The organism is Tepidibacter hydrothermalis (assembly GCF_029542625.1).
Classification (GTDB): Bacteria; Bacillota; Clostridia; order Peptostreptococcales; family Peptostreptococcaceae; genus Tepidibacter_A; species Tepidibacter_A hydrothermalis.
Map to the genome: position 1 here is coordinate 797,111 of NZ_CP120733.1, position 21,645 is coordinate 818,755.

The following is a 21,645-nucleotide window of genomic DNA, read 5'->3' on the forward strand; positions in this document are numbered from 1 at the left end:
GATAATATTAATAAGTAAATAAAAATAATTATATTTTAATTATTATAGAAAAAGCTTGATTTATACATCATAATATTGTAATTTATAGATATAAATAATCAAAGAATATAAATAAAAAAGAGGTAATTGACTAATGGATAAATTATATACAAAAGAGATTATTGATAATTTGATAAAAGAAAACGATATGGTTTTGGTTTATTTTGGAAATAAAGGATGTGGTGTATGTAACATACTTAAGCCTAGAGTGCGTGAAAGATTAAAATCATATCCTAAGATAAAATTAGTAGAAATAGATGTAGATAAAAATTTAGAAGCAGCAGCTCAGTTTAATATTTTTACTATACCAGCTATTCTTATATTTATTAAAGGTAAGGAATCAATAAGACAAGCTAGATATATTAATTTAGAAAAAATTGAATATAGTATAAAAAGATATTATGAATTATTTCATAATGAGTAGGAAATTAATATAATTCATATTTAAAGTAAGCAATTAATGTGAAAAAGTTAATTTTATTTTTAACCTCAATTTGTTTTTGTATATTGATTACATAACTGAATCTCAAAGGTTAATCTGATATAGTTACAATTTGCTATTTAGATATATTTAATCTTAGAGATTGTTTATAAAGATAAGGTTTTCCATTTATGCTGAAATATATAATCATATAAAAAATATGTTATAATAAGTAGAAATTACAGGAAAAGGAGAAAATTAAGATGGATAACCTTATAAATAATTGGAATGAGATAAATAGTCAAAAAAAAGTATGGGATAATATTGTAGCTGAGGACAATAAATTTTACTATGAACTTGAAGGAGAGAAAATATTTTTAAGTAGTTTTGAAGATAATGATCTTCCAAAATCTCAATACGAACTTACAGCTTTAGGAGATATGCTTACAAAGCTTAGTTCCTGTGCTAATATAATGTGCAAAAGACCTGGAACGGAAGAGGTTACTTTTTATTGTCATTTAAGCCAGCCGCATGGAGGTTGGTTAAATAAAGTAGTAGATAAAAAAATGCTTGAAAAAGTTGCACCTCCTATTAACTGGAGAAGAGATGTTGTTATTGAGTTTGTAAACAATGCTGTACATAATTATGTATTTAATATTAAAGAAGGTTTTGCAGCTATAGATATAGGATGTGGAGGCGGATTTGATAGCCTTGAGGTTGAAAGAATAATGAGAGGTATTCATAGTGATTTAGATTACAAAATAGTTAATGTAGATATAGATGAAAAGTGGCTTAAAAATAATGAAAATTTAAGTTTGAAAATGTTTGGTAAAGATACTAATATAAGTAGATACAATATGTCTGTATTCGATTATTTTGATGAAAAAAATTACAAGAATGACTTTGAAAATTTCGATAACTTAATAGTATTATGTAATGGATTTGCAGAGTTTTTTGATGATGATAATTTAACAAAACTATATAAGGGAATATACGAACTTACAAAAGGGTTCAAAGGAAAAATTGATATTGTACTGCCATTTTCAGTGAAGGATGAAAAGCAAGAAAAAATAGGACATAGAATTGGTTTTAAATATAGAACTAAGTCGAGAGAGTATATGTTAGATTTAGTTAAAGATATATTTGAAGAGTTTGAAGTTGATTTTGAAGAAAAACATAGTCAAATAGTCCTTAAACTAAAAAAGTAAATATAATGTGTGGTATAATTATTGGATATAATGGCACAGGAGAGATGAAATATGAAAAAATGTATAAATACAATTATGACTTTATTATTTGGTTTTATAGTATGTTCAATAGGAATTATATTAGAAGTAAATGCAAATATAGGTCTTGGACCTTGGGATGCTTTTCATATAGGCGTTATAAAACACATACCAATGAGCCTTGGTAATGTTCAAATAGCTACAGGTCTTGTGATAGTATTGTTCACTACTTTTATGGGACAAATACCAGGATGGGGGACTATATCTAATATGATCCTTATAGGTATATTTACAGACATAATAAATAATTCAAATATAATACCTGTCAGTGACAATATGCTTCAAGGTATAATAATGATGGTTATAGGTATTATACTTATGGCATTTGGAACTTATTTATATATGAAGGTTCAGTTAGGAACAGGACCAAGAGATGGACTTATGGTGGTTATGGTTAAAAAAACAGGCAAATCTGTTAGATTTGTAAGGAATTTTATAGAGGGGTGTGCTCTTATTATAGGTATTATTCTTGGAGCACCTGTTGGTATAGGTACTGTGATTTATGTATTTGGAATAGGGTATGCTGTACAGTGGATATTTGAATTATTTAAGTTTGATACAGGTGATGTTGTTCATAGATCTATCTTAGATGACTATAGGTTAGTATCACAGAGCTTGGCTTTAAAGAAATAAAATATATTTATAATAAACGACATGGACTTTATAGTTCGTGTCGTTTGTTTATACATTACTTGCAATTAGACGAATTTTTTAGAATGAAGTCTTTCTATATAGGATAGAATAAATAGTAAATCCTAGTATTCTGGAGGAACAAGTTATAATGAAAACAGAAATTATATCTGACAAAGAAGGCATATGTTTAATTACAATGTTTGTAATAGGAACATCAGGAGTAATAGTTACTGGTCTTCAAGCTAAACAAGATTTATGGTTGTCTGTTATTTTGTCTATATTTATGGCGTTTTGTATGGCTATCATATATGCTAGGCTTAACTGTATTTTTAAAGGTGAAAATTTATTTTATATACTTGAAATATGTTTTGGTAATATTATAGGAAAGCTTATAGGATTATTATATGTCTGGTACACACTTCATTTGAGCTGTCTTATACTAAGAGATTTTGGAGAATTTCAATTGGTAGTACTTAAAGAAACTCCTATGATGGTTACTATGATGATAACAGCTTTTTTGGGAATATGGGTACTTAAAGATGGAATAGAGGTAATGGGAAGATATGCTAAGACTTTTGCTCCATTAATAGTTATTGTAGTCCTTACATTAGCAATTATGGTAAGTAATGAAATGCAAATAACTAATTTACAGCCTATATTATCACAGGGTTTTAAGCCTATAATGGATGGTGCTTTTTCTGCGTTTTCATTTCCATTTGGTGAAATTGTTATATTTACTATGGTATTTTCAAAATTTAAGAATAAAAAATTCACATATAATGTATATGTTTTAGGGTTGTTAATATCAGGAAGTATAATATTTATAACATCTACTGCTGAAGTTTTAATCCTTGGTGTCAATACGTGTATAGAAACGTATTTTCCGGGATATGTAACTGTGGGTAAACTTGATATTGGGGATGTTTTACAACGTTTAGAAATAATAACCACTTTTATATTTATATTAGGTGGTTTTATTAAATTCAGTGTATGCTTACTAGCATCTGTTAATGGAATTGCAAAAATATTTGAGTTGGATGATTATAGATTTATAGTTACTCCTATGTCTTATGCCAGTCTTAACTTAGCGTATATTACTGCTAATAGTAGAATGTCATTTTTTGATTTTAGTTTAAAAATATATCCTTATTATGCATTTCCATTTCAAGTTATAATTCCTTTAATATTGTGGATTATAGCTGAATCAAGGCATAGAAAAAGTTTAAATAACTAGTAAGATTTATAGAAGTTATTATAAATCTTACTAGTTATTTGTTTTAATATTAAGTGGTATTAATATAATAAATTATCTCAACCAGTCGGGATTTCCAGGAACGAATGGTCTTTTTCCGTATTTTTTTCTAAACTCACTTAATACTTCACCGATTAATTGTTCATTTCCCTTAAATGTATCTACTTTTTTTATAGATTCCATTTCTTGGCTAAAAGGACAGCTTGCTATACACATACCGCAGTCAGTTCCTAGGTATCTCCATTTTATATAACAGGTTTCTTGATTTACGATCCAATTTACCTTATCGTTACTAAATTTTTCAGTTTCGTTAGATAGAGATTGAGACGGACATGTAAAGGCACAGTTTTTACATAGCCTACAAAAGTCTTCAAGTCCAAATGTTATAGGTTCGTCTATTTCGAGTTCTAAGTCAGTGCTTACAACCCCAAGTCTTACCCTAGATCCATATTCTTTTGTTGTTAGTATTGTATTTCTTCCTATTTCACCAAGGCCTGCATCTTTGGCAACTAAACCTGGTATTAATAAATAGTTTGAATCCATATGATTACGAGCGTCATATCCCAAATTTCTTATATAATAACTTAGTATCATACCTACTATAGCTGTATCAACATAACATTTTGAGGTTTCTATAACTTCGGATATCATTGGACCTCTATTTATCATATCTTTATCCATTTCGCATGCAAATACTATTGCATATTTATGATTGCAATTTATTTTTTCTCCATAGTTTTCTTCATGTCTTCCTCTATGAGTATAGAAATGATAATCTTGAAGCTTAGTTATTCCCACTAGATTTGCACCGTATTTTTTTGCAAGACCTTTTATTCTTTTTGTTATTACTTTTTTACTACAGATAATTTTTTCTGGATTTATCTTACCTTCACATAAGTGAATTATATCTCCTAAAAATTGAAATGAAGCTTCTGGAATAGCACTATTGAGCTCGTTATAAGTCATAGTTCCTTCTTCACATAGATTAGGTCTGCTTCGTATGCTATCATCGATAGATTTTTTATGTGGATTCTTCATATAATAATCTTCGTAAGCTTGTGACCCTTTTTGATAATTTGCTCTTGCGAACATAGTGTCTCTTTCATCAACTCTTTTCATAAAAGTTGTCCCCCTTTTTGAAAGAATAAAATTGTGTAACTTAAGTATACTACATAATTACATATTTTTACTAATAATCTATGGTACAAACTTATTATATGTAATATAATTAAGATGCAGAAAATTCAAACTAAGGGGGCGTTATTGTGATCAAAAGAATAAAGGTTAAATTAGATGTTATTGAGAGTATGCTTTATTTCTGGCAGGCTACAAGTGAAAAAGAGAAGGTTGGAGAAGCTTACATAAATGATATATCTCAATACGATGATATGAAGCTTATATATGATAGTGAATTTGGTGATGAAGAAGTTAGAACAGTATTAAGTGCAATATCAAATGTAGAGTTATTAAATACTACAAATAAAAAATCTAGAAAGTTTTGGAACAATAATATGTGGATGATGGAAGATTTAGAGTATACTAATATGATGGTATCTCCTGTTAAAGTATTGAATCTAGATTCTGTAATAGATGAATTGAATGAAAATAACAACTCTAACTATGAAGAGCTTGAGGTTGTATTTGTACCTTGGAATCATGATGTATATAAGATACAAGGAGACAAGCTTATAGTGAATTTCTTTAGAGTAAAGCCTGACTTATTTGATGAAACTAAGGTTACTATAGAAGATATGGATATAAAAGAGTTTATAAAGGAAAAACTTATAGAAATAGTAAAATAGGGGCTACATTTGTAGTCCCCTTTTAGCATAAAATGAATTTTAATTTTTAATGTAGTCTATCATCTTATTATAGGAGTTTGAAGCATCTTTGTATCCAAGTTCATATAAACTATTTATATTTTTATAATTCTTATCAAGCGTATTCAATTTTACAGGTTGACTTGGTGATATAACAAAAGCTTTGCCATTTTTTTGTTGTTCACTAACATATTTTAATGAATCGTTGTATACATCATAGCAATTATCTATAGCTTCTACTAGAGTAATGTTATCTGTATAAAACTTTTTAGCAAGTCTCTTTAGATATCTAGGCTTTTTACTTGATTCTTCCTGGCTTGTAAGAATTACTATATTTTTATTGTTTCCATCATTCTGAGATTTTTTTATAGGGATTGGATCTGAAATCCCGCCATCTAAAAGCTGCATTTTGTCATATTCTACAATAGGACTTACGAAAGGTAAACTACAAGAAGCTCTTATAACTTTCAATAAGTCATCACAATTATGCCTGTCTATATATACAGATTCACCATTTACACAATTAGTAGTAGTTATAATTAGTTTTTCGGGAGCTTTATTAAAAGAATCGAAATCAAATAGTTCTAGTTTGTTTGGAATTTCATCGAATATAAAATCCATTCCAAGAACTGTTTTATTCTGTCTAAATAAATTTCTTAAATCAAAATACCTCTTGTCGTTTAAATACTTAGTATAAAGTATTTTTCCGAATCCATGTTGATTAGATATATAAGCCGATCCATTACAAGCTCCAGCAGATACACCTATAGTATAAGGAAATCTTAGATTTTTTTCTATAAAAAAATCTATAACACCGGAGGTATAAACGCCTCTCATTCCTCCACCTGGTAATATTAAACCAATATTTTTCATGACTTCACCCTCTTTTGTTAATATATCATATACATATTATTTACTTTTTGACAAAAAATATAATATATTTAAAAATGAACATTTAGTTCTATTGAATGCAAAATGTATATTTGCTAATATTTAACTGGGGAAATAGTTTTTATATTACTGAGGAGGAAAATGCGTGAATTGGGTATTGAAGAAATTTGAGGAATTAAATATAGAAGAGTTATATAAAATTTTACAAGTGAGAAGTGAAGTTTTTGTATTGGAACAAGAATGTCTTTACCAGGATTGCGATGGAAAAGATGAAATATCATATCATTTATTTTTAGAACATGATGGAGAAGTACTTTGCTATTTAAGAATAATACCTAGGGGAATATCGTATGATGAGATGTCTATAGGCAGAGTTTTAGTATCTAAGAATAGGCGAAAAAAAGGTCTAGCTAGAGAAATGATGGTAATAGCCATTGATTTTATAGAGAGAAAATTAAATGAAAAATCAATAAGGATATCTGGACAAAAGTATTTGGTTGATTTTTATAAACAGTTAGGATTTAAAGAAGTATCGGATGTTTATTTAGAAGATGGAATTGAACATGTAGAGATGCTTTATAGTAAATAGATATATACCCGCTTTTAAATAGCGGGTTTTCTTATATTTTTAAAAGCTAATTTCATGAGTATATTAGATGTTGAGTGAAAAATGACACTCATTGAAATACCGCTATTTAGTTAATATTTTAATAAAACTAAAGATTACTTCTTATTAAATATCCTAAAACTTCATAAACTCACTATGTTCAAACAATGAAGTTTTTTAACGTCTATTTAAACGTAGCAATCTAAGTTTTATAGTAAAATAATAAGGAAAAAGTAGTTAACATTTAAATGAGCGTCATTTTTAAGTTATATTTGTTATAAATAATGTACATAAAATCAAAAAAGTATGAATTTAAGAATCTTAAAATAAAGATGTAATGTTTGCTGAGGAGGAATTATATGGGAGTTAAAGTAAGAGAAATAATTAAACTTGATAATTTTAAAAAATTCAGGCTTATAGCTGGAGCTAGTGGTATTGATAATGATATAGATAAGGTTGGAATATTAGAATATGAGGTTATGGATGATTTTGAGGGGCTATTTAATAGAGGAGACTTTGTTATTACTAGTTTTTTCTTTGCAAAAGATGATATAAATCTTGTTAAAAAATCTATAGATTTATTAGTTGAAAGTTTTGTTGGTGCTTTGGCTATAAAGAATGTATATTATGATAATTTGCCTGATGAAATAATAGATTATGCCAATGAAAATGCATTGCCAATATTCGTATTCGACAAGGATATTATGTTTGAGGATGTAATAACTGACATTATGGACTGTATAAGAAACAAAGATAATCATAGATTGATTGAAAGTAAGATTGATGTAATAATAAATTCGGATTTAAGTAAAGGAGTAATAAGGCAGCTAGCTCTTGAAATAAATAGTTGTTTTAATGAAAATGTAGTTATATCATATTGTAGACCAAGGAAATATTTAAGTGAAGAAAATATTATAGATATAGTAGAAAATATTAAAAGATTTAACAATATAGATATAGGCGTATCTATTTTAAAATACAAGATGGGCATACTTGTCATTTATAGTTATGAGAAAGATGTCAAAACTAGATTATATGATTATTTAAATTGTGTTAATTTAAATAAAAATAATTATTATATAGGAATTAGCAATAATCATTCTTTAAAATATATAAATACTGCTATACAAGAAAGTTTATATTGCATGAAGTATAATGTAACTGAAAAAGATGAAAAAATTTATTATAGAGATATAGGAATATATAAGATGATAATGCCTTTTATAGATACTGTATGGGCAAAAAATTTCTATGAGGATATAATAAATCCTTTGAAAGATTATGATGTGAGATTTAACTCCAATATTTTAGATACTGCAATAAAATATATAGAGTGTGACTGTAATATAAAGCAAACATCAGATTCTATGTTTCAGCACGGAAATACGATAAGATACAGAATAAATAAAATGAAAGAAATATTGAAAATGGATAATTTAGAGGCAAGCTTCAACGAACAATTATCTATTGCAATAAAGATATATAAGATATTAGAAAATGATTCATAAAAAGGTTTGTAAAAATTACAAATATAACTCCTTTTATTATTAAAAATTACAAAGGCAAAGTGTGTTTAAAAATTGAATACTTGAATATAGATATAAAAGAGAAAAATAAATCAGTTTTTCTCTTTTTTAGTACAAAAAATACGAGGAGGAGTTTAGATGTTTAAGGTTAGAGTTTTAAATGAAGAGGTTATAAAGCAAGTTATAGATATGAAGCAGGTTGTTGGGGCTATAGAAGAGGTTTATAGATTGAAATCAAATGAAAAGACCGAAGTATTTGATATGGTATTTCATGAGTTTGAAAGAGGTGTTGCTGATATGGATATTAAATCAGGACATCTTAAAGGAGAAGATATATTCGGTCTTAAAGTGGTTTCTTGGTTTAAGGATAATGAAGATAAGAAGTTACCAATGTTAATTGGAACTACTATGGTGTTTGATAGTAAAACAGGAATGCCTATAGGAATGTTAAACGCTGAGTATATAACAGGAATGAGAACTGGAGCTGCTGGGGCTATAGGAGCTAAGTACTTAGCAAGAGAAAATTCTGCTGATTTATTAATGGTTGGAGCAGGTCATCAGGCTACTTTCCAAATAGCTGCAACATTGATAAGTATGCAAAATATAAAAAATGTTAGAATATATGATCCTATTGATTCGAACAATGCAAAGAAGCTTGCTGAATCTATGAAAGAATTATTAAAGGATAAGTTTTTATCTAAGTATGAAAATACAGATTTATATGATGAGATATCTAAGAAGTTCAATGTAAATTTTGAAGGTGTAGATGATTTAGAAAAAGCAGTTAAGATAAGTGATGTAATAATAACTGCAACACCATCTAGAAAACCACTTATTAAGAAAGAATGGGTTAAGAAAGGAACTCATTTTAGTTGTGTAGGATCTGACATGAATGGAAAACAGGAAATAGATGAAAATATATTGGCTTGTGCTAGAGTTTATGTAGATGATATGAATCAAGCCCTTGATGTAGGAGAAATTGAGATTGGAATTAAAAATAAAACTATAAGTAAAGAAGATATAATTTGTGAAATAGGTGATGTAATAGTAGGTAAGGAAAAAGGAAGATTGAGTGAAGATGATATAACTGTTTATGATACTACAGGTATAGCACTACAAGATCTTATGACATCTAAAATTGTATTAGATGCTGCAAAAGAGAAAAATTTAGGTGTGGTAGTAGATTTATAGGGGGGATTGTAATGAAGATTAAAGATTTTGGTGTTGAGATTTGGATGGGACTTTATGAAAATGATTGTGATTATAACTTAGCTGAAACTTGTGTTGAGTCATTAACTGTAAATCAATTATTAGATTATAGTGGAAATAAAGACGCTTTATTAGATGAAATATATAATATGAAATTAACTTATGGAGAAATTGAGGGGTCAGTTAAACTTAGAAATGAGATTTCATCTCTTTATGAAAAAATTGATGTAGAGAATATAACTGTAACTCATGGAGCAATAGGTGCAAATTCACTTAGTATTGAAACTTTGGTTGAGCCTGGAGATACTGTTATATCGGTGTTACCTACTTATCAACAGCATTATTCTATTCCAGAATCAATCGGTGCTAACGTTAAAATATTAAAGCTAAGACCTGAGAATGAGTTTTTACCTGATTTAGAAGAACTCAAATCTTACATAGATGATAAAACTAAGCTAATATGTATAAATAATCCTAATAATCCAACTGGAGCTTTAATGGATGAGGAATTTTTAAAGAAGATAGTTGATATAGCTAAAGAATGTGATGCGTATGTTCTTTGTGATGAAGTATATAGAGGATTAAATCACAAGGGAGAAAATTTTACAAAGTCTATAGTTGATTTGTATGAAAAAGGAATATCTACTGGTAGTATGTCTAAAACGTTCTCTTTAGCAGGACTTAGAATTGGATGGGTAGCAGGCCCTAAGGATTTTATAAAAAGAGTTAATAAGAGAAGAGATTATAATACTATAAGCTGTGGAATGATAGATGATAGACTTTCGGTTGTTGCACTTGAGAATAAGGACAAAATAGTTAAGAGAAATTTAGAGATAGTTAGAGGTAATGTAGAGCTTGTTGATGAATGGGTGAAAAATGAGCCGCTTATAAATTATATAAAGCCAAAGGCTGGAACTACAGCTTTCTTAAAATATAATTTTGATATGAAATCAGAAGAACTTTGTCTTAGATTATTAAAAGAAAAAAGTGTTATGTTAGTTCCTGGTAGCTCACTTGATATGGAAGGATATGTGAGACTTGGATTTGCTAATAGTCCTGAGATTATAAAGGTTGGACTTGAGAAGATATCTGAGTTTTTAAAAGAATTAGATGTGGTGAAGTCTAATGTTTAGTTATGAAGGTATAGAAAATAGTAGAAGAAGGATTAAAGATAAGGTATATATGACTCCTCTAGAACAATCTATATATTTAAGTGATGAAGATACTAACTGCTATTTTAAATTAGAATCACTACAAAAGAGTGTAAGAAGTTTTAAAATAAGAGGGGTTATGAGTAAGCTTACATCTTTAACTGATGATCAAAAGGAAAAGGGTGTAGTTGCTGTATCTTCCGGAAATCATGCTATAGCACTTAGTTATGCGTGTGGTGTTATGGGGATTAAGAATTCTTTAGTATTTGTTCCTAAGAATACTCCAAAGGCTAAAATAGATAAGATAAATTATTTTGGAGCAAGTGTTGAAATTGTTGGGGATACTTTTGATGATGCTTATGAGTATGCCATGGCTCACATAAAAGAAAATGACATGGTCTATGTAGATGCATTTTCAAGAGATGAAGTAGTGTATTGTGGTCAAGGAACAATAGGTATTGAGATATTTGAACAAAATCCAAATATAGATACTATATTAGTACCAATAGGCGGAGGAGGTCTTATAACAGGAATAAGTGTTGCAGCAAAACATATTAATCCAGATGTTAAGATTATTGGGCTTCAGACAAAAGCGTGTCCTGCCATGGTAAAAGCTTTAGAGGATGATATTTTTTATGAAACTTACCCAAGCGAAGACTCTGTATGTGAAGCCTTAATTGGAGGCGTTGGAGAAATTGCATTTAAAATGGGAAGACAGTGCATAGATGAAATAGTAGAGGTAGATGAAGAATTTATAAAAAAAGGTATAGCTCATATGATTAAAAAAGAAAAAATAGTAGCAGAGCCGTCTAGTGCTATATGTGTTGGAGCAATACTTCAAAACCCAGATATAATAAAGGGAAAAAATGCAGCCTTAGTTATATCTGGTGGAAATATAGATGAACAACTTATGATAGATATATTGAATGAATATTAAGGGGTTGATTGTATGAAGTATATATCTAAAAGATACTCTAGTAAAACAATTACACCAATGGCTGAGAGTATGAATCATACTAATGAGTATGAAGATCTTATAGACTTAAGCCTTGGAGATCCTGATATTAATACTGACATTAGGATAATAGATAAAGCCTTTGAAGATGCTAGAGATGGTCATACACACTACACTGATTCCTTAGGATATTTAGAACTTAGAGAGAAAATATGTAATTATTACAAAGAACAATATTCATATAATATAGATACTAAAGAATGTATGATAACGACGAGTGGATGCCATGCAATGTATTTGGTACTTGAAGCTATACTGGATGATGGGGATGAAGTTATAATACATGAACCATATTTTACTCCGTATAAAGAACAGGTGGAAATGGCAAGAGGAAATCCTATATTTTTAAAAACATATGAGGAAGATGAATTTAAAATAAATATAGATAATCTAGAAAAATCTATAACTGATAAAACTAAAGCTATAATAATAAACACTCCAAATAATCCAACTGGAGCTTGCTTTGATAAAAATACATTACAGGATATAGCAAGGATCTGCATAGAAAAAGATATAGTAGTTATTGCAGATGATATATATACACTATTTATGTATGAAGACGAGTTTATTCCTATAACTACTCTAGATAAAATGAGGGAGAGAACAATAACTATAGGCAGTTTTTCAAAGGATTATGCTATGACTGGTTGGAGAATAGGTTATATATTAGGTTCTGATTATATTATACAGACTATAAGAAGCATAAATGAAAATAGTGTATTTACAGCTCCTTCAATATCTCAAAGGGCTGCTATTCATGCTCTTGATATGAGAAATAAAGTTCAGCCGAGTATAAAAGATGAGTATAGAAAAAGAATTTATTATGCATATGAAAGAATAAAAAGTATTCCAAATATGTCTGTTATTAAGCCAAAAGGAAGTATATATTTATTTGTAAATATAAAAAGAACAGGGCTTACAACAAAGGAAGTTGTAGATAGAATTTTAAATGAAGCACATGTTTTAACTATTGCTGGTGAAGCCTTTGGGGAAAGTGGAAGTGGTTATATAAGAATAGCTGTTACTCAGAGTATAGATGTATTGAAAGAGGCATTTGATAGGATAAGTACTATGGACATATTTTAAAAGCATAATTGATTGGTGCTTGATCTAAAACTGACACTTATTGAAATAACGCTACTTAGTTAATATTTTAATCAAACTATAGATTGTGACTTATTAAATATCCTAAAACTTATTAAACTTCCTTACGGTCAAACAAATAAGTTTTTTAACGTATATTTAAACATCACAATCTAAGTTTGATAGAAAAATATTAACAAAAAAGTAGCTAACATTTAAATAAGCGTCAGTTTTGATTTCTGCGTAAATTGTATGATTTCAATTAATAAAAAATATTAGTAAAGAAGAAATTATAAATTATATACGCTTATAATTGCCCTCTATATATTTATAATCTATTAAAGCTATAGGCTGATGAGGAATTGTGAATAGTTCTAATCCTTCTTGATCTTCATCGGGTCTAAAGTATTTCTTGCCAAATTTCTCGATCACCCATCCTTTAATACCTGGAGGTATTTGAAAAACATTACCTTTTTCTCCTACTGTATCAAATGAAGGCATAGGGTTATTGTATCCATTAAGTATAATATTTGGATAACATCTCTTTATTATCTCTACTCTATAGAGATTCTTTTTTTTGAATAAATCCATATTAAGTCCTCCTTTTAGTATATAAAGTTTAAAATGTATTATGTTAAATATAACAAAAATACAATTAAATGTAAAATAAATTAAAAGAAACAATAAGATTATTTTTATTGGTAAAACATTACATATGAAATATTGTTGACATCATAATGATAATGGGTTATTATCATTATGACAACGAAAACGATAATTGATATCGATTAGAAATAATTATCTTTACAAACTAAGGAGGAAACAAGACATGAGAAAGAAATTATTATTAACTGTTTTAACTGTGGCATTTTCAATAGTATTACTTGTAGGTTGTACTACTAAACAAGAGAGTACAAGTAGCAACGAGGGCAATGAAAGTAATGAGGAAAAAGTGGTTAATGTATATACATCTAGACATTATGATGCTGATAAAGAGCTTTATAAAATATTTACAGAAGAGACAGGTATAAAAGTAAATGTAGTTGAAGGAAAAAGTGATGAATTAATTGAAAGACTTGATAGAGAAGGTGAAGATACAGAAGCTGATGTACTTATAGTAGCGGATGCAGCAAGATTACATAGAGCTAAATCACAAGAGTTATTACAGTCTGTAGAAAGTGAAGTTTTAAATAACAACATTCCAGAAAACTTAAGAGATAAAGATAATGAGTGGTATGGATTAACTAAAAGAGGAAGAGTTATAGTTTACTCTAAAGATAGAGTTAACCCATCAGAATTATCTACGTATGAAGATTTAACTAATCCTAAATGGAAAGGAAAAATATTAGTAAGATCATCATCAAACACTTATAATCAATCTTTACTTGCATCTTTTATTGAAATAAATGGAGAAGAAAAAGCTAAAGAATGGGCAAAAGGATTAGTTGACAATATGGCTAGAGATCCAAAAGGAAATGATAGAGATCAAGCTAAAGCAGTTGTAGCTGGTGAAGGTGATATAGCTATAATGAATACTTATTATTTAGGTAAATTGCTAAACTCATCAGACCCAGAAGAAGTAAAAGTAGGAGAGCAAGTTAGTGTGTTCTTCCCAAATCAAGACACTACTGGAACGCATATAAATGTAAGTGGTGCTGGAGTTACTAAAAATGCTAATAATAAAGATAATGCAGTTAAATTTATAGAATTTTTATCAAATGAAAAAGCTCAAAGTATATTTGCTAATGCAAACTACGAGTATCCTGCAAATCCTAATGTAGAGCCTTCAGAATTATTAAAATCATGGGGTGAGTTTAAAGATCAAAATATAAGCTTAAATAAATTAGGAGAAAACAATAAAAAAGCAGTAGAAATATTTAATGAAATTGGCTGGAAGTAATTAATACAAAGCCTCATATTGTAAAAACAATATGAGGCTTTTAATAATTAATATATGAAAAGGAAGTGTACTAATTTGATTAAATATAGAAAGCAGAATTTTAATATATGGTCAATACTAAGCTTTGTATTTATAGCCTTAGTTATAATGCCAAATATAAATATATTTATTAGCATTTTTCAAAAACCAAATGAAAACTGGTTTCATATAAAAGAATACATGCTAAAGAGCTATATATTAAATTCTATGACCTTAGTTATTTTTACTGGATTATTTACAGTTATTATAGGTGTAAGCTTGGCATGGATTATATCAGTATATGAATTTCCTATGAGATCATTTTTTAAATGGGGTCTTATTTTACCTCTCTCAATACCATCTTATATAGGTGCATATACTTATAATGGAATACTTAATTACACAGGTGTTATTCAAACATTTTTGAGAAATAGTTTTAATATGAAAATAGATCAGAAATACTTTGATATTATGTCTATTAAAGGAGCTGTATTCATATTTACAATATCGTTATTTCCGTATGTATATATAATTACAAGGTCTTTTTTAGAAAAGCAATCAGCAGCTTTAATAGAAAATGCCAGAGTGTTAGGGCGGAATTTAATAGATATCTTTATATTTGTAGTAATGCCTATTTCTAGAGGAGCTATAATAGGTGGAGCAAGTCTTGTTGTATTAGAAGTTTTGAATGATTATGGTGTTGTACAATACTTTGGAATACCTACATTCAGCACAGCGATATTTAAAACTTGGTTTGGTATGGGAGATACAGATTCTGCTATTAGATTATCTGGTGTATTGATGTTAATAGTTATAATGATACTTATATCAGAAAAGGTTTTGAGAGGAAATAAGAAATTCAGCTCTACAAATACAAAGATAAGACCTATCTCAAGAATAAAACTTAAAGGATTTAAATCAAATTTGGCATTTGGGTATTGTTTTTTTATATTTAGTATTGGTTTTTTAATACCTACTATTCAGTTAATTTATTGGAGTACATTAACTTATAAAAAGATATTAAATATTGAATTTTTCAACCTTATATTCAATTCTTTTGGAGTAGCTGCAATTGCTGCAAGTCTTGTTGTTATAATGGCTGTAGTAATAGCTAATTATTGTAGAATAAACGAAAATTTTATTTCTAAGTTGTACTCAAAGGCTACACTGATTGGATATTCTATACCAGCTGCTGTAATCGCTATAAGTGTAATAATGTTTTTTATAAAAATAGATAAGAATTTTTATTGGATATATAAAATGATAGATAGTGATTCTAAAAAGATGTTACTGAGTACTAGTCTTATTATGCTTATTTTTGCTTATATGATAAGGTTTTTAGCTGTTGGATATAATTCTATAGAGTCTGGTTTTGAAAAAGTAGGTAAGAAATTTTTTGAAGCATCTAGAATGTTAGGAATGAGTGTAACTCAAACTTTTTTTAAGGTGGATTTAAAAATGATAAAGCCGGCTGTACTGAGTGCTTTTTTATTAGTTTTTGTAGATGTTTTAAAAGAGTTATCTCTGACTTTGATTTTGAGACCGTTTAATTTCAATACATTACCGACAAAGGTTTTTGAATATGCAAATGATGAAATGATTCCAGAATCATCTATACCGTCTCTTGTAATAATTATAATCAGTTTTATTTCGATTTATTTATTTTACAAAATAGGGGATAAGGAGAGTGCTTAATGTATATTGATATAAAAAATTTAGATTTTAATTATAAAAATTCAAAAGAAAAAACTATAGATAATTTTAGTATAGATATAAAAAAAGGAGAAATAATCGCTATTTTAGGAGAGAGTGGAAGTGGAAAAAGTACAATACTTAGACTCATCTCTGGTCTTGAAATTCCAAGTTCAGGGCATATAAAAGTAGATAATAGGGTTTTGGTTGATAAAAATAATTTTATACAACCAGAAAAAAGAGGTGTTGGAATGGTATTTCAAGACTATGCTTTGTTTCCTCATATGACAGTTGGTCAAAATATAAAGTTTGGTCTTAAAGATATGAAATCAAAAGAAAAGGAAATCAGAGTAAATGAAGTGTTAAATTTAGTAGATTTAGAAGGTTATAAAAAAAGATATCCTCATGAATTAAGCGGTGGGCAACAGCAGAGAATAGCATTAGCTAGAGCTTTAGCACCAAGGCCATCTCTTCTTTTAATGGATGAACCGTTTAGTAATTTAGATGCAAATTTAAAGGGTAAAATAAGGGAAGAGTTGAAGAAAATAATAGATAAATCAGGTATAACATCTATATTTGTTACACATGACAAAGAAGATGCAATAAATATAGCTCATAGAGTAATAATATTAAAAGAAGGCGAACTTGTTAAAGTGGGAAGTCCAAAGGAAATACTGTAGTTAATCTCTTTGAGTCTTCAAAGCATTACAGTTAAAAATGAAGATTTAATAAAATAATAAAAAAATATTGTTGACTCTTAGTATAATATCTGTTAGAATTCTTTTAAGCAATTAATCAGAAAATATAAAAAACTTTCTTTGAAATATTTTAAATGTAAATTTTTTAAATTCGTAACGTAAATTATAAAAAATAATATAAACAATGTGATATAGAGGCCGCAGGTGTAAAAAGTACAGTATATATGATATATATTGGAAAGGTGCAACTGCCGAAATACATAGAATTTATGTATTGGGACTATGTTGAATAAGCATAGTACTGTCTTTAGAGAATAGCCCAATTTTCTAAAGGAGGACTTATCATGTTGGGGCAAAAGGAATAGATGTTTTATTATAAAACAGTATTTTAGTTTTGTATAAAGCAGTTATGAGTACCTTTTGCTCATAACTGCTTTTTTATATACAAAAAAAGCTGTGACTTTCAAAATAAAATAATATAAACAATATGATATAGAGGCCGCGGTTGTAAAGAGTACAGTATATAAATTATATACTCGAAAGGTCCAACTGCCGAAATACATAGATTCTTAGAATTTACGTATTGGGGCTATGTTGAATAAGCATAGTACTGTCTTTAGAAAATAGCCCAATTTTCTAAAGGAGGACTTATCATATTGGGGCAAAAGGAATTATTGTTTTTGTATAAAATATATTTAGATTTTGTATAAAGCAGTTGTGAGTGCCTTTTGCTCATAACTGTTTTTTTTATATATAAAAAAGCAGGAAAAGTTAAAACTATATAAGAAGAGGTGACGCTATAATGAAATTATTTGGAACTATGAATATAAATGATATAGGAAATTTTGAAATCGGAAATTGTGATGCTGTTGATTTAGCTAATGAGTATGGAACTCCATTATACGTAATGGATGAAGAACTAGTTAGGAATAATTGCAAATTATTTAATGGGAATTTTTTAATGGAAGGTATTGATACGGAAGTAATATACGCTTCTAAAGCATTTTTAAATGTAGCTATATGCAAAATAATAAAAGAAGAAGGATTATCTTTAGATGTTGTATCTGGGGGAGAACTGTATACAGCTTTAAAAGCAAATTTTCCTCCAAGTAAAATCTATATGCATGGAAACAATAAAACGGAAGATGAATTGATTTTTGCAATTAAATCAGGTGTAGGCAGAATAATAGTAGACAATAGACAAGAACTAGAATTATTAGAAATTTTATGTGAAGAATTAGATAAAAATATAGATGTATTATTAAGAGTAAATCCAGGTATAGAAGCACATACACATAAGTATATTCAGACTTCTAAAAACGATTCAAAGTTTGGTGAATCAATATTTAGTGAGGATATTCAGTTTATAATAAATAAATTTCAAATGAGCAATAGAGTAAATTTAAAGGGATTTCATTGTCACATAGGATCTCAAATTTTTGAAGAAAATTCATTCTATTCAAGTGCTTTAGTTATGATTGAGTTTATGAAAGAAATAGAAAATAAGTGCAATTTTATTACTAAAGAATTAAATTTAGGAGGAGGGTTTGGAGTTCGTTATTCTGAGGAAGATGATCAAATGGATATAAAAAGATGTCTTAATACTCTACTTAGATTAATAAAAGATGGAATAGAAAATATGAATATGAGTATTCCAAAGTTAATGATAGAACCAGGAAGATCTATAGTTGCTAATGCAGGAACTACACTTTATAAAATAGGAGGAACTAAACAAACATATGGAGGTAAACAATATATGTTTGTTGATGGAGGTATGACTGACAATCCAAGAACAGCACTATATGATGCTAAATATGAAGCTGTTGTTGCTAATAAAATGAATTTTGAATATGAAGAAATATATACTGTCGCAGGAAAATGTTGCGAGTCTGGAGATATTATAATAAAAGATATTGAACTTCCAAAAGTTGAAAGAAATGATGTTTTAGCTGTTTTAAGCACTGGTGCATATAATTACAGCATGTCAAGTAACTATAATAGAATTTTAAAGCCAGCAGTAGTATTCGTTAAAGATGGAGAATCAAGACTTGCCGTTAAAAGAGAGACCTACGAAGATCTTATTAGAAATGATATATTACTTTAAAAATTAAAGGGGGCAATTAATGTGGCTATAATAGTTCAAAAATACGGTGGAACTTCTGTAGGAAGTATAGATAAAATGAAAGAGATTGCAAAAAGAGTAATAGACCAAAGAGACAAAGGAAATGATGTGGTAGTTGTAGTTTCTGCTATGGGAAAAAGCACAGATAGACTTGTTGAAATGGCTAAAGAAATTTCACAAAATCCATGTAAAAGAGAGTTAGATATGCTTCTGTCTACAGGAGAACAAGTTTCTATTTCATTGTTGTCAATGATATTTAAGGAACAGGGATATGATTCAATATCCTTAACTGGTTTTCAGGCAGGAATAAAAACAGAAGGACTTCATACTAAAAATCGTGTTGCAGAAATTAATATCGATATTATTGAAAAGCATTTAACAGAAGGAAAAATAGTAGTTGTAGCAGGTTTTCAAGGTATGAATGAAAATGGTGATATAACTACTTTGGGAAGAGGAGGATCAGACACTACAGCGGTTGCTTTAGCTGCAAAGCTTAACTGTACTTGCGAAATATATACTGATGTAGAAGGAATTTATGGTGTTGATCCTAGAGTTTATCCTAACGCTAAAAAATTAGACTATATAAGCTATGAGGAAATGATGGAGTTATCGAGTTTAGGAGCGGGTGTAATGGAAACAAGAGCAGTTGAAATAGGTTTTAAATATGATATACCTATTTATGTTGCATTAAATAAAGGAAATATAAAAGGAACTTATATAAAGGAGTATGATGAGAATATGGAACAAAAAGTGATAACAGGTCTTACGAGTACTGATGATGTTTTAATGATTACTATTAATAATGTTTTATATAATTCTAAGAATATAGCAACTATATTTGATAGACTATCACAAAGTAATGTTAACGTAGATATGATAAGTCAAACAGCACCTAAGGATGGATATGTAAATGTTTCTTTTACTACATCTAGAGATGATATAGGTATTGTTCATAATGTAATAAATGAATTAAAAAAGGAAATGGAAGATATAGAAATACATGTGGAATCTAATATAACTAAGATATCTGTTGTTGGAATAGGTATGATGAATCAATCAGGAGTTGCAGCTAAGGTATTCAAAATATTTGCAGACAATGATATTGAATTTAAGCAAGTTACAACTTCTGAAATAAGTATATCTTACACTATAGATTCAAGAGATAAAGGCAAAGCAATAACTATAATAGCAAAAGAATTTGATTTATAGGATGATTTTATATAGTTATAGGCTAATACCCATAACTATAGTTAAATAAATTTAAATTGGGGGTATAAAAATGAAAAAAGTTAATGTTGCTGTAGTTGGAGCTACTGGAATGGTAGGAAGAACATTTTTGAAAGTTTTAGAAGAAAGAGATTTTCCTATAGAGAATCTATATTTAATGGCATCAAAGAGATCAGCTGGCAATACTGTCAATTTTAGAGGCAAAGATTACATAATTGAAGAATTAAATGAGAATTCTTTTGATAAAGATATAGATATCGCTCTATTTTCTGCTGGGGGAGATCTTAGTAAAAAATATGCTCCAATAGCCAAAGAAAAAGGGGTAGTTGTAGTAGATAATAGTAGTGCTTGGAGAATGGATAAAGATATCCCACTAGTAGTTCCTGAAGTTAATCCAGAAGATGTTAAAAAACATAATGGAATAATAGCAAATCCTAATTGTTCAACTATTCAAGCAGTAGTGCCTTTAAAAGCATTACATGATAAATTTAAAATTAAAAGAATAGTTTATTCAACATATCAAGCTGTTTCTGGATCTGGGGTTAAAGGCATTACAGATTTAGAAGAAGGCTTAAAAGGAAATGAAAATAAACTATATCCTCACCCTATAGCTTATAATGCTCTACCACATATAGACGTTTTTATGGATAATGGATATACAAAAGAAGAAATGAAAATGATAGATGAAACTAAGAAAATATTAAATGATTATGATCTTAAAATAACTGCTACAACAGTAAGAGTTCCAGTATTATATAGTCACAGTGAATCTGTTAATGTAGAATTTGAAAAAGAATTTGAAGTTGAAGAAGTATTTAATATTTTAGAAAATACGGAAGGTGTAGTAGTAGTTGATAATCCAAAAGAAAATAAATATCCTCTAGCTTTAGATGCTGAAGGAAAAAATGAAGTATTCGTAGGTAGAATTAGAAGAGATTTTAGTGTGGATAATGGAATTAATATGTGGGTAGTTGCCGATAACATAAGAAAAGGTGCTGCAACTAATACCGTTCAAATAGCTGAGCTTTTAGTAAAATATAATTTAGTATAGAAAG

Annotated in this window: 20 protein-coding genes and 2 riboswitches; of the genes, 17 read left to right on the forward strand and 3 right to left on the reverse strand. The window is 28.4% G+C overall.

The window, feature by feature from the left end:
* Positions 1-133 precede the first annotated feature (133 nt).
* From P4S50_RS03385 to P4S50_RS03400, 4 genes are all read left to right on the forward strand, one after another.
* On the forward strand, positions 134-463 hold the full coding sequence (locus tag P4S50_RS03385) for a thioredoxin family protein (protein WP_277733109.1): 330 nt from the start codon (positions 134-136) through the stop codon (positions 461-463).
* 260 nt (positions 464-723) lie between these two features.
* Positions 724-1,668 carry a class I SAM-dependent methyltransferase gene (locus P4S50_RS03390; protein ID WP_277733111.1) on the forward strand — a complete coding sequence of 315 codons (945 nt, stop codon included), beginning with the start codon at positions 724-726 and terminating at the stop codon, positions 1,666-1,668.
* Between the two features lie 51 nt (positions 1,669-1,719).
* Positions 1,720-2,379, forward strand: a complete 660-nt coding sequence (locus P4S50_RS03395) for a YczE/YyaS/YitT family protein (RefSeq protein WP_277733113.1) — start codon at positions 1,720-1,722, stop codon at positions 2,377-2,379.
* 148 nt (positions 2,380-2,527) lie between these two features.
* A complete protein-coding gene (locus P4S50_RS03400) occupies positions 2,528-3,613 on the forward strand; it encodes a GerAB/ArcD/ProY family transporter (RefSeq protein WP_277733115.1) in 1,086 nt (361 codons plus the stop codon).
* A 72-nt stretch (positions 3,614-3,685) separates the two neighbouring features.
* Here the strand turns inward: P4S50_RS03400 and P4S50_RS03405 are convergent, their stop codons facing one another.
* Positions 3,686-4,750, reverse strand: coding sequence for a reductive dehalogenase domain-containing protein (locus P4S50_RS03405; RefSeq protein ID WP_277733117.1), 1,065 nt, complete (start codon positions 4,748-4,750; stop codon positions 3,686-3,688).
* A gap of 146 nt (positions 4,751-4,896) precedes the next feature.
* Between P4S50_RS03405 and P4S50_RS03410 the strand changes: the two genes are divergently transcribed.
* Positions 4,897-5,433: a TDE2712 family protein gene (locus P4S50_RS03410; protein WP_277733120.1), complete on the forward strand. Its 537-nt coding sequence runs from the start codon at positions 4,897-4,899 to the stop codon at positions 5,431-5,433.
* Positions 5,434-5,472: 39 nt separating this feature from the next.
* On the opposite strand, the gene P4S50_RS03415 is transcribed toward P4S50_RS03410, so the two are convergent.
* A complete protein-coding gene (locus tag P4S50_RS03415) occupies positions 5,473-6,324 on the reverse strand; it encodes a patatin-like phospholipase family protein (protein WP_277733122.1) in 852 nt (283 codons plus the stop codon).
* A 163-nt stretch (positions 6,325-6,487) separates the two neighbouring features.
* Here P4S50_RS03415 and P4S50_RS03420 point away from each other — a divergent pair, with 163 nt between their 5' ends.
* From P4S50_RS03420 to P4S50_RS03445, 6 genes are all read left to right on the forward strand, one after another.
* The gene (locus tag P4S50_RS03420; RefSeq protein ID WP_277733124.1) at positions 6,488-6,931 is read left to right on the forward strand and encodes a GNAT family N-acetyltransferase; all 444 of its coding nucleotides are present in this window, start codon (positions 6,488-6,490) and stop codon (positions 6,929-6,931) included.
* A 377-nt stretch (positions 6,932-7,308) separates the two neighbouring features.
* Positions 7,309-8,457 (forward strand): PucR family transcriptional regulator, encoded by a 1,149-nt coding sequence (locus P4S50_RS03425; protein ID WP_277733126.1) that lies wholly within the window; start codon positions 7,309-7,311, stop codon positions 8,455-8,457.
* Between the two features lie 156 nt (positions 8,458-8,613).
* Positions 8,614-9,666, forward strand: a complete 1,053-nt coding sequence (locus P4S50_RS03430; RefSeq protein ID WP_277733127.1) for an ornithine cyclodeaminase family protein — start codon at positions 8,614-8,616, stop codon at positions 9,664-9,666.
* Positions 9,667-9,677: 11 nt separating this feature from the next.
* Positions 9,678-10,817 (forward strand): aminotransferase, encoded by a 1,140-nt coding sequence (locus P4S50_RS03435; protein WP_277733128.1) that lies wholly within the window; start codon positions 9,678-9,680, stop codon positions 10,815-10,817.
* Positions 10,810-11,772 (forward strand): threonine ammonia-lyase, encoded by a 963-nt coding sequence (locus P4S50_RS03440; protein ID WP_277733129.1) that lies wholly within the window; start codon positions 10,810-10,812, stop codon positions 11,770-11,772. Before P4S50_RS03435 ends, P4S50_RS03440 begins: the two co-directional genes overlap by 8 nt.
* Positions 11,773-11,784: 12 nt before the next feature.
* Entirely contained in the window at positions 11,785-12,936 is a 1,152-nt protein-coding gene (locus P4S50_RS03445; RefSeq protein WP_277733130.1) for a pyridoxal phosphate-dependent aminotransferase, read from the forward strand.
* A 294-nt stretch (positions 12,937-13,230) separates the two neighbouring features.
* Here P4S50_RS03445 and P4S50_RS03450 read toward each other — a convergent pair whose 3' ends face one another.
* On the reverse strand, positions 13,231-13,524 hold the full coding sequence (locus tag P4S50_RS03450) for a hypothetical protein (RefSeq protein ID WP_277733131.1): 294 nt from the start codon (positions 13,522-13,524) through the stop codon (positions 13,231-13,233).
* A gap of 238 nt (positions 13,525-13,762) precedes the next feature.
* Between P4S50_RS03450 and P4S50_RS03455 the strand changes: the two genes are divergently transcribed.
* From P4S50_RS03455 to P4S50_RS03480, 6 genes are all read left to right on the forward strand, one after another.
* Positions 13,763-14,833 carry a Fe(3+) ABC transporter substrate-binding protein gene (locus P4S50_RS03455; protein WP_277733132.1) on the forward strand — a complete coding sequence of 357 codons (1,071 nt, stop codon included), beginning with the start codon at positions 13,763-13,765 and terminating at the stop codon, positions 14,831-14,833.
* A gap of 75 nt (positions 14,834-14,908) precedes the next feature.
* Positions 14,909-16,546: an ABC transporter permease gene (locus P4S50_RS03460; RefSeq protein ID WP_277733133.1), complete on the forward strand. Its 1,638-nt coding sequence runs from the start codon at positions 14,909-14,911 to the stop codon at positions 16,544-16,546.
* A complete protein-coding gene (locus P4S50_RS03465; protein ID WP_277733134.1) occupies positions 16,546-17,223 on the forward strand; it encodes an ABC transporter ATP-binding protein in 678 nt (225 codons plus the stop codon). Before P4S50_RS03460 ends, P4S50_RS03465 begins: the two co-directional genes overlap by 1 nt.
* 202 nt (positions 17,224-17,425) lie before the next feature.
* Positions 17,426-17,589: riboswitch (Lysine riboswitch) on the forward strand.
* Positions 17,590-17,726: 137 nt separating this feature from the next.
* A riboswitch (Lysine riboswitch) is annotated at positions 17,727-17,898 on the forward strand.
* 145 nt (positions 17,899-18,043) lie between these two features.
* Positions 18,044-19,345, forward strand: coding sequence for a diaminopimelate decarboxylase (gene lysA, locus P4S50_RS03470; protein WP_277733135.1), 1,302 nt, complete (start codon positions 18,044-18,046; stop codon positions 19,343-19,345).
* A gap of 21 nt (positions 19,346-19,366) precedes the next feature.
* Positions 19,367-20,572, forward strand: coding sequence for an aspartate kinase (locus P4S50_RS03475; protein WP_277733136.1), 1,206 nt, complete (start codon positions 19,367-19,369; stop codon positions 20,570-20,572).
* Positions 20,573-20,642: 70 nt separating this feature from the next.
* Positions 20,643-21,641 (forward strand): aspartate-semialdehyde dehydrogenase, encoded by a 999-nt coding sequence (locus tag P4S50_RS03480; protein ID WP_277733137.1) that lies wholly within the window; start codon positions 20,643-20,645, stop codon positions 21,639-21,641.
* Positions 21,642-21,645 lie beyond the last annotated feature (4 nt).